Origin of the sequence: Streptomyces sp. CAU 1734 (assembly GCF_039888735.1) — a bacterium.
Lineage (GTDB): Bacteria > Actinomycetota > Actinomycetes > Streptomycetales > Streptomycetaceae > Streptomyces.
The window spans coordinates 215,578-225,248 of the sequence record NZ_JBDQQP010000001.1; the positions used below are offsets into that span (position 1 = coordinate 215,578).

Below are 9,671 nucleotides of genomic sequence, written 5' to 3' on the forward strand. Positions count from 1 at the left end.
CTCCCTCAGCCGGTCTTGGCCGGCAGCCAGTACATGCCGTCGGCGGAGGAGACCAGACCGCCGGGGAAGAGCGGCGCCTCGGGTTCGGCGTCCTCGCCGAGCAGCGCCCGCAGCTGTACCTGGCCCGACTCCTGCATGGCGTTGCGCACCACGGACGAGGTGAACAGCGGTACGGAGCTGCCGTCGTCGTTCGCGGCGTACTTCTCCACGGCGGAGGCGAACTCCTCGGAGTTCTCCGCCAGCCGGTCGCTCAGCGCCCCGGCGTTCATCAGGCCCTGCTCGCCGGAGGAGACACCGCCGATCAGCTCCACGAACGACTGGAGCTCCGGCTCGTTGTTCGCGGTGACCTTCTTGGCCTGCCAGAAGTAGGAGTTCTCGTCGCGGTGCATCTCGTAGAAGGAGACCAGGAACTCGTAGAAGACGCCGTACTCGCGCCGGTAGCGGGCCTCGAACTCCCGCATCGCGGCGTCCTCGTCGACCTTCCCCTCCAGAACGCTGTTGAGGGAGCGGGCGGCGAGCAGTGAGCTGTAGGTGGCCAGGTGCACACCGGAGGAGAAGACCGGGTCCACGAAGCAGGCGGCGTCGCCGACGAGCATCATGCCGGGCCGGGTGAAGGTGGTGTGGTGGTACGAGTAGTCCTTGCGGACCCGGATCTCGCCGTACTGGCCCTCGGTGACACGGGTGGCGCCGTTGAGGTAGTCGGCGATCATCGGGCACTCGTCGATCAGCCCGCGCAGCGCCTTCTCCGGGTCGCCCTGGATCTTCTCGGCCATCTCCCGCCGGACGACGGCGCCGACGCTGGTCAGGGTGTCACTGAGCGGTATGTACCAGAACCAGCCGCTCTCGAAGGCCACGCAGAGGATGTTGAAGCGGTTGGGCTCGGGCATCCTCCTGCCGTTCTCGAAGTAGCCGAAGAGGGCGAGGCTGCGGAAGAAGTCGGAGTACTCGCGGACGCCGCCGACCTTGTTGTACAGCCGGCTCTTGTTGCCGGAGGCGTCGACCACGTACCGGGCACGGATCTCGCGCTCGGTGCCGTCGGTGTCGGTCCAGGCGACGCCGCGTACCCGCTCGCCGTCCTCGATGACCCCGCGCACCGAGACACCCTCCCGGACGTCGGCGCCCTGTTTGCGGGCGTTCTTCAGCAGGATGTCGTCGAACTTCGACCGCTCGACCTGGTACGCCACGGAGGTCGGGCCCGCCATGCGGGGCGAGACGGAGAAGGAGAAGGTCCAGGGCTCGGGCCGGGCACCCCAGCGGAAGGTGCCGCCGCGCTTGAGCGGGAACCCCGCCTTGGCGAGGTCGTCCGCGGCTCCGGAGAGCCGGCACACGCCGTGAATGGTGGACGGCAGCAGCGATTCACCGATCTGATAGCGCGGGAAGGTCTCCTTTTCGAGTACGACGACCCGGTGTCCTTGTTTGGCGACGAGTGCGGCGAGGGTGGAACCAGCGGGTCCGCCACCGACGACGGCCACATCGAATTCTTCGGTATTTGCTGCCACAGCCAACTCCCCATCCGTGTCTGCGTTCTCATTGAGCCTGAATTCGCCCGGCGGACTCGTCAACCCGTCCATTTTCCTTCTCCGGACGCTCATTTCTTCCGATCAAGGTCAGCAGTGGCCCGGTCATAAAAGTGGTGACAAGGGCCATGAGGACGAGCACCGTGAAAAGCCCGGGGCCGATCACGCCGGCTTCGAGCGCCACATTGAGCACGATCAGTTCGGTGAGCCCGCGGGTGTTCACCAGCGCCGCCACCCGTGCCGACTGGTGGGGGCCGAGTCCGGTGAACCGGCAGGCCGCGTACGCCGGGACGAGCTTGCCGGCGACGGCGATGGCCAGGACCAGCGCCAGCAGCACCAGCCCGTCGGTGTCGAGCGTGCCGATGTCGAACTTCAGCCCGGTGGTGACGAAGAAGAGCGGCAGGAGCAGCCCCGCCGTCTGCTCCATCGGGCGGAGGATCTCGGCGTCCGGGACCTCATTGCGGCGGGGCATGATCAGGCCCGCGAGGAAGCCGCCGAACACCGGGTGCAGTCCCAGTTCGGACGTCACCCAGGCACTGCCCAGGGCGAGTCCCAGCGCCAGCGGCACCGGGCTGAGCAGCGACGACTCCGTGCGCCGCAGCAGCCGGTCCAGCAGCGGACGCACCAGCAGGAACATGACCGCGGCGAAGAGCACGATCAGCACCAGGGCCATCAGCCACGACGGCCCCGAGGAGTGCGCGGCGGTGCCGGCGAACGCGGCGGCCAGCACCAGCCAGGCGACCACGTCCATGATCCCGGCCGCGGTGGTGGCGATGGTGCCCGTGGGCGTGCCCGCCATACCGCGCTCGCGGACGATCGCCACCAGCACCGGCAGCGCGGTCACCGAACAGGCCACCGCCATGAACATCACGAAGGTGCCGCCGCCCGCGTCCGGTTCGACCGCGGTGAACAGACCGTCGAGAAAGGTCACCGCGCCGGTGCCGAGCGCGGCCGGGACCAGCAGCGCCAGCACGGCCACCGCCAGCACGGACCGCCCGCCGCCGCGCAGCTGGCGGTAGTTGATCTCATATCCGGCGAGGAACATGAAGATCACGACGGCGACCTGGGAGAGCACCGTCAGGAAGGGCAGCACCTCCGGCGGGAAGAGGATCCCCGTCGGATCGCCCGGCAGCCGGCCGAGCAGGGTCGGGCCGAGGGCGATTCCGGCCGCGATCTGCCCGATCACGGTCGGCTGGCCCAGCCGGCGGGCCAGCGCGCCCAGGAGCCAGGAGGCGACGACGATGAGCGCGACGTCGCCGATGACCAGGGCGGTCACCTGTTCGGTGTCCACGCGTCTCCTTCCGTCCGCGCGCCGCCGGTCAGACCGTGCCGGCGCCCTGCATCCGGGCGATGAGGCTCTTGGGCCGCATGTCGGTCCAGTGCTGCTCCACGAATTCCAGGCACTCCGCCCGGCTCGCCTCGCCGAACACACCCGTCCAGCCCTGCGGTGTCTCCGCGAACGCCGGCCAGAGCGAGTGCTGGCCCTCGTCGTTGACGAGTACGAGGAAGGTGCCGTTCTCGTTGTCGAACGGATTCGTCATGTGTCCTTCGCCTTCTGTTTCGGTACTGCCGGATATCGGGCTCGGTGGATGCGCGGGGTCACTCGGAAGCGGTGAGCCGTTCGGTCAGGACGCGGCCCACCGGCGGGAGATGTCCGGGGTGGAGCATCCGGTAGTGGTCGACCTGGATCTCATGGGCCTCGATCGTGCCGCCGGTGAAGGGCTCCCAGCTCGCCCTGGCCGCCGGGGCGGGCAGTTCGTCGGGGCGGTCGTGGGCGGCGATGAAGAGCAGGACGTCGCCGCCGAAGCGGCGCGGGGTGTGGCCGGGCGCGAACCGGGCCATGTTGCCCAGCACCTCCTGCATCCGCGACAGCACCCGGTCGCCCAGATTGCCGCGCGCGTCGACACCCGCCGACACCTCGATCTCCTGCTCCATCAGGGTCGATGTCTGCTCCTCGCGGGAGATCCCCCGGCCCCGGGAGACCGACTTGCCGGCGCTGCTGGGGTAGGCGTCGAGCAGCGCGAGCAGCGCGACCTCCTCGCCCAGTTCCTCCAGCCGGCAGGCGATGGCCTGGGCGATCATGCCGCCGAAGGACCAGCCGAGCAGGTGGTACGGGCCCTCGGGCTGCACCGAGCGGATCTCGTCGGCGTAGTCGGCGGCCATCCCCTCGATGCTGCGCGGCAGTTCCTCGGGCCCGGCGAGCCCGCGCGCCTGCACTCCGTACACCGGCAGATCGGCCGGCAGATACGGCACCAGTGCCGCGTACGACCAACTCAGGCCCATGCTCGGGTGCAGGCAGAAGAGCGGTGGCCGGCTGCCCTCGGGACGCAGCGGCAGCAGTACGCCCAGCTCGCCGCCGCTCCCGCCCGCCGCACCCGCGGCCCGCGTGATCCGCCGGTCGCGCAGCGACAGCACACCGTCGGCGTCGCGCCTGGCCCGCTTGCCGGTCCGCAGCATCCGGCCGCCGGGCCGGTACGGGTCGGCGACGAACCGCTCGGCGGTGAGCGCGGCCCGTCCCGGGTACCCCCGGGCGAGGCCGGCGCCCGCCACGTACAGCTCCCCCTCGACACCGGCGGGGACCGGGCGCAGCCGGTCGTCCAGGACCCGGGCGAGGGTGTGCGGGAGGGGCCGGCCGGCCGGGAGTCCGGAGGCGGGCGGGTGCGCGCCGGGGGCGAGCCGCGCCTCCAGCCAGGTGCCGCCGGTCCCGGCGAGTGCGTGCCCGGTGACCCGGGTGGTGACCGCGGGGATCCGCCGCGGCTCCCCGTCGGCGACCAGGATCTCCGGGTACCGCGCCGCGTCCGCTTCCTGCTCGGCGAAGAGCGCGCCGGTGGTGACCAGCAGGTCCGCGCCCGCCGCGTCACCGGCGGGGGTGCCGAAGCGCACGGTGCCGCCGGCGCCGAGGGCGGCGAGCAGCGGAACGATCAGGGAGGCGGCCGGCACCCGGGGGTCCAGCAGGACCGTCCCGGAGACGGACGAGGTGAGCGCGCGGTGCGCGACCCGGGCGGCGAGCACCCGGTGCTCGACGGCGGCCGGGGGTCCGTCCCCGCCGGGGGAAGGGAGCAGCAGGGCCGTGTGGCCGGGGAGCGGGGGGTTCGGGATCGCCTGGCCGGCGGGGTCCTCTCCGCCGGTGTCCCCCGGGAGTACGGAGGTGTCCGCGGCGGGTACGGAGGTGTCCGCGGTGGTCCCGACGTGTGCGGGGGCGTTCCCGGCGTCCGCCGGCGGTACGGGCGCGTCCCCCGCGTCCGCGAGGAGTACGGGGATGTCCCCGGCGGCCTCCCAGGACGCCGCGCCGGCGGCGGGGGTGACCCCCCCCGCGGGGCGGGGGTCCCCCGAAGCCCGGTCCGGGCCCGGGGCCGGCCACAGCGCGGCGCCGGATTCCAGCACCCCGGCCACCGCGGTGACCAGCCCGGTGCCCGCGGGCAGGTCCACGGCGACGATGTCCTCGGCGCCGATCCCCCGGGCCGCGAGCCGCCGGGCCAGTGCCCGTGCCGCCGCGTCCAGCCCGGCACGGGTGAGCCGGCCGGACGCGTCCGCCGCGGCGACCGCGCCGGGCGACTCCGCCGCCCGCGCGGCCCGCGCCGCGAGGACCGTCGTCGCGGGCGGCTCGGTGCCGTCGTCGTCACCGGATGCCAGGACCGCCCGCCGCTCGGCGTCGTCCAGCAGCAGATCGATGTCCCCGATCCGCAGCTCCGGGTCGGCGGCGACCTGTTCCAGGACCCGGACCAGACGCGCGGCGAGGACGGCCGCCGTGGCCCGGTCGAACAGGTCGGTGGCGTACCGCAGTTCGCCCGTCAGACCGCCCGGCGCGCCGTCGGGGCCCTCGGTCGCGTCGAGACGGAGCGAGAGATCGAACTCCGTCGCCTCGGTGCCGAGTTCGACGGGGCCGGTGCTCAGCCCCGGCAGCTGCCAGGAGTCCCAGGGGTCCTCGGCCTCGTCGCGGACATCGAGGGCGACCTGGAAGACGGGGTGGCGGTCGGGGGCGGGTGGCAGATCGAGGGCGTCCAGCAGCCGGGCGAAGGGCACGTCCTGGCGGCGGCGGGCCTCCCGGCCGGCCTCGTGCACCCTGCCCAGCAGCTCGGCGAAGACGGGGTCGCCGGAGAGGTCGGTGCGCAGGGCGAGGGGCCGTTCGAAGGCGCCGACCAGACCCTCCAGTTCGACCTCGTCGTCGCTGCGCGGCAGCACCGTGCCGACGGTGACGTCGTCGGTCGCGCCGAGCCGGCCGAGCAGCAGCGCGAGGGCCGTCTGGACCACGGTGAAGGCGCCGGTCCCCGACGCCTCGGCCGCCGCGGCGAGCCGGGCGTGCGTCTCGGCACCCAGCAGGACCGGCACGGATCCGGCCCGGCGGGTGGGCAGCACCGGACGGGCGCGGTCCGCGGGCAGTTCCAGCTCCCCCGGGGCGCCTTCGAGGGCGCCGCGCCAGAACTGGATCTCGTCCCAGGCCAGCGTCTCGCGGTCCTGCTCGCCGCTCAGCAGCTCCCGCTCCCACAGCGCGTAGTCGGCGAATTGCAGGGACAGCGGCGCCCGCTCGGGGGCCCGTCCCCGGCGCCGGGCGCCGTAGGCCGCGGCCAGGTCGCGCATCAGCACGCCGGTCGACCGCGTGTCGGCGGCGATGCGGTGCACGAGGAGGTGCAGGACATGTTCGGTGTCGGAGAGGGCGAAGAGGGTCCGGGTCCAGGGCACCTCGCGGGTGAGGTCGAAGGTGTGGGCCGTCGCCCGCCGGAGCAGTTCGGGCAGTTCCTCCTCGCGGGCCCCGGTGAGCCGGAGTCCGGGCCGTCCGTCCTCCGGTGCGAGCACCCGCTGGCGCACCGAGCGGCCGGTGCCGGGGAAGACGGTGCGCAGGATCTCGTGGCGGTCGGCGACATCGCCCACCGCCGCCGTCAGCGCCTCCCGGTCGAGGGCGCCGCGGATCCGGAACGCGAGCGCGTGGTGCGCGGGAGCGGCCCCGCCGTCGCCGCCGAGCCGGTCCAGCAGCCAGGTGCGGAGCTGTCCCGCGGTGACGGGCAGCGGGTCCGGGCGGTTCTCGGCCCGCCGGAGCGCGGGCCGGACCCTGGCGCCGAGCGCGCGGGCCACCCCGGCCGGGGTGGGCGCGGAGAAGAGCCGCCGGACGGGCAGGTCGACACCGAGTTCCTCGCGGATCCGGCGGGCGAGGCGCATTCCGAGGCCGGAGTCGCCGCCGAGGTCGAAGAAGTTGTCCTCGGCGCCGACCTCTTCGAGGGCGAGGATCTCGGCGAAGAGCGCGCAGACCAGCTGTTCGGTCTCGCTCTCGGGGGCGCGTCCGGCGACCCGCGAGACGAAGTCGGGGGCGGGGAGCGCCTTGCGGTCGACCTTGCCGTTGGCGGTGACGGGCAGGGTGACCATGGCCATCACCATGGCCGGGACCATGTACTCCGGCAGCACCTCGGCGACCTGGGCGCGGACGTGTTCGGGGTCGAGATCCTGCTCCTCGGCGACGACATAGCCGATCAGCCGCTGCCCGCCGGGGCCGTCGTCCCGGGCGACGACGACGGCCTGCCGGACACCTGGCTGTGCGGCGAGTACGGCCTCCACCTCGCCCGGCTCGACCCGGAAGCCCCGGATCTTCACCTGGTCGTCCGCCCGGCCGGCGAAGAGCAGTTCGCCCTCGTCCGTCCAGCGCGCCAGGTCACCGGTGCGGTACATCCGCGCGCCGTCCGCGAACGGCGAGGCCACGAAGCGCTGGGCGGTCGCGGCGGACCGCCCGGCGTATCCGTGCGCCACTCCCTCCCCGGCGAGGTACAGCTCACCGGCGACCCCGGCCGGCACCGGCTGGAGGAAGGCGTCCAGGACATGGGCGCGGCGGCCCGCCAGCGGCCGTCCGATCGGCAGCGGGCCGGCGGGGGACGGGTCGGGTGCGACGGAGTGCCAGGTGGCGCACAGGGTGGTCTCGGTCGGCCCGTAGAGATGCCGGATCCGCAGGCCCGGGCAGGCGTCCCGGACCCGCCGCACGGCCTGCGCCGGGACGACGTCGCCGCCGGTGAACACCTCGCGCAGCCCGGTGAGGCACTCCGGCTCCTCCTCGGCGAGGACCCGGAAGGTGCCGGCGGTCAGATGCAGGACGGTCAGCCCGCCGGCGATCTCGTCGCGGATCCGCGAGGCGTCGACCACGCCCGGCTCCGCCACCACCACCCGGGCCCCGGAGACCAGCGGCACCCAGATCTCGAACAGCGAGGCGTCGAAGGCGTGCGGGGCGTGCAGCAGCACCGCGTCGTCCTCGCGCACGCCCCAGCCCGGGTCCCCGGCGAGTGCGGCGACGGCGCCGTGCGGCACGGCCACGCCCTTGGGTGTCCCGGTCGAGCCGGAGGTGTACATCACATACGCGACATCGTCCGCCGTCACCCGTACCGGCGGCGGTGTGTCCCCGCCGGCGGGGAGATCGTCGATGACGAGCGGCTCCACCGGGCTGTCCGCGGGCACGGCGGCCCGGGTGGAGCGGGTGCAGAGCACGGCGGCCGGCGCGCTGTCCTTCAGCAGGAAGGTGATCCGCTCGGCCGGATTGGTCACGTCCACGGGCACCTGCGCGGCGCCCGTCCGCCAGATCGCCAGCAGCGCGGTGAGCAGATCGGCCGAGCGCTCCATGAGGACGGCGACCCGGTGACCGCGCCGCACGCCGTGGCGCGCCAGCCGGCCCGCCAGCCGGTCCGCGGCGGCGTCGAGTTCGGCGTAGGTCACGGTCCGCTCGCCGTCGGCCGCGGCGACCGCGTCCGGGGTGCGGGCCGCCCGCGCGGCGAACAGCTCGGGCACCGAACTCCCGGACAGGGCGGGCCCGGTGGTGTTCCACTCCCGTACCACCCGGTCCCGCTCCGGCCCGCCGACTGCGGCGAGCCGCCCCACGGGCACCGCCGGGTCCGCGGCGATCTGGTCCAGCACCCGGATCAGCCGGTCCAGCACGGCCTCGGCGGTGGCCCGGTCGAAGAGCTCCAGCTGATGGTCGAGTTTGACGTGCATCCGGTCGCCGGGGGCCACGACCAGCGTGAACGGATAGTGGGCCATGTCCCGGGAGAGCTTCGCCGGGCGCATGGACAGGCCCCGGGAGCCGGGTTTCGCGGGCGCGTGCGGGAAGTTCTCGTAGACGACGAGGGTGTCGAAGACCGCGCCGGGGCCGCCGAGGCGGCGCACCTCGGGCAGTCCCAGATGCTGGTGGTCGATCAGCCCGGCCTGCCGTTCCTGGAGGGCGGTCAGCATCTCGACGGCGGGCTGCCGCCCGTCCAGGGGCACCCGCACCGGCAGGGTGTTGATCAGCAGCCCCACCATGGACTCGACACCGGGGAGCTCGGCGGGGCGGCCGGAGACGGTGGCGCCGAACACCACATCGGTCCGCCCGGCGAGCTGTGCCAGCACGACCGCCCAGGCGCCCTGCACCACCGTGTTGAGGGTCAGCCCGTGTCCTCGTGCCAGGCTCACCAGACGTGCCGTCAGCTCCTCGGAGAGGTCGGTGAGCACAAAGCCGGAGTCGGGCAGCCGGGTGAGGTCGGCGGGCGCGACCAGGGTGGGATCGTCCAGACCGGCCAGCTCGGCCCGCCACACCTCCCGTGCCCGCTGCTTGTCCTGCCGGTTCAGCCAGGCGAGATAGTCGCGGTAGGAGGCGGTGGGCGGCAGCCCGGAGGCGTCGCCGCCGGCCGCGTACAGGGCGGACAGCTCGCTCATCACGACCGGCATGGACCAGCCGTCCATCAGCACATGGTGGCTGGTCACGGTCATCCAGTGCCGGTCATCGGCGAGCTTGACCAGGGCGATCCGCAGCAGCGGGGCCGCCGCGAGGTCGAACCGCCGGGCCAGCTCCTCGCCGGCCACCCGGTCGGCGGCGGCCCTCGCCTCGTCCGCGGGCAGCGCGCTGACGTCCTCCTCACGCCATGGCAGGGTCACCTCCCGGGCGATGACCTGCACCATCTGGGCGCCGCTGACATGGCGGAAGCAGGCGCGCAGCGCCGCATGCCGGGCCACCAGCGCCTCCCAGGCGGCGCGCAGCCGGGCGCCGTCGACCGGTCCGTCGAGCGCGAGGACGGCCTGCACGGTGTAGACATCGGGTCCGGAGCGGTCGTCGAGGGCCGCGTGGAAGAGCAGGCCCTCCTGGAGCGGGGACAGCGGCCACACGTCTTCGACAAGGGATCGGGGCATCGCGTTACTCCTCACAATGGC

The 9,671-nt window shown here is 73.7% G+C and carries 4 protein-coding genes; all 4 read right to left on the reverse strand.

Features of this window, described 5'->3' with window-relative positions:
• Positions 1–5: 5 nt before the first annotated feature.
• From AAFN69_RS00895 to AAFN69_RS00910, 4 genes are read right to left on the reverse strand one after another with little or no spacing between them, the layout of a single operon-like run.
• Positions 6–1,499 (reverse strand): tryptophan 7-halogenase, encoded by a 1,494-nt coding sequence (locus AAFN69_RS00895; RefSeq protein WP_347726257.1) that lies wholly within the window; start codon positions 1,497–1,499, stop codon positions 6–8.
• A 28-nt stretch (positions 1,500–1,527) separates the two neighbouring features.
• Complete coding sequence (locus tag AAFN69_RS00900; protein ID WP_347726258.1) at positions 1,528–2,808, reverse strand: cation:proton antiporter; 1,281 nt, start codon at positions 2,806–2,808, stop codon at positions 1,528–1,530.
• Between the two features lie 28 nt (positions 2,809–2,836).
• Positions 2,837–3,058 carry an MbtH family protein gene (locus AAFN69_RS00905; RefSeq protein WP_347726259.1) on the reverse strand — a complete coding sequence of 74 codons (222 nt, stop codon included), beginning with the start codon at positions 3,056–3,058 and terminating at the stop codon, positions 2,837–2,839.
• Between the two features lie 58 nt (positions 3,059–3,116).
• Positions 3,117–9,650, reverse strand: coding sequence for an amino acid adenylation domain-containing protein (locus AAFN69_RS00910; RefSeq protein ID WP_347726260.1), 6,534 nt, complete (start codon positions 9,648–9,650; stop codon positions 3,117–3,119).
• Positions 9,651–9,671: the final 21 nt, after the last annotated feature.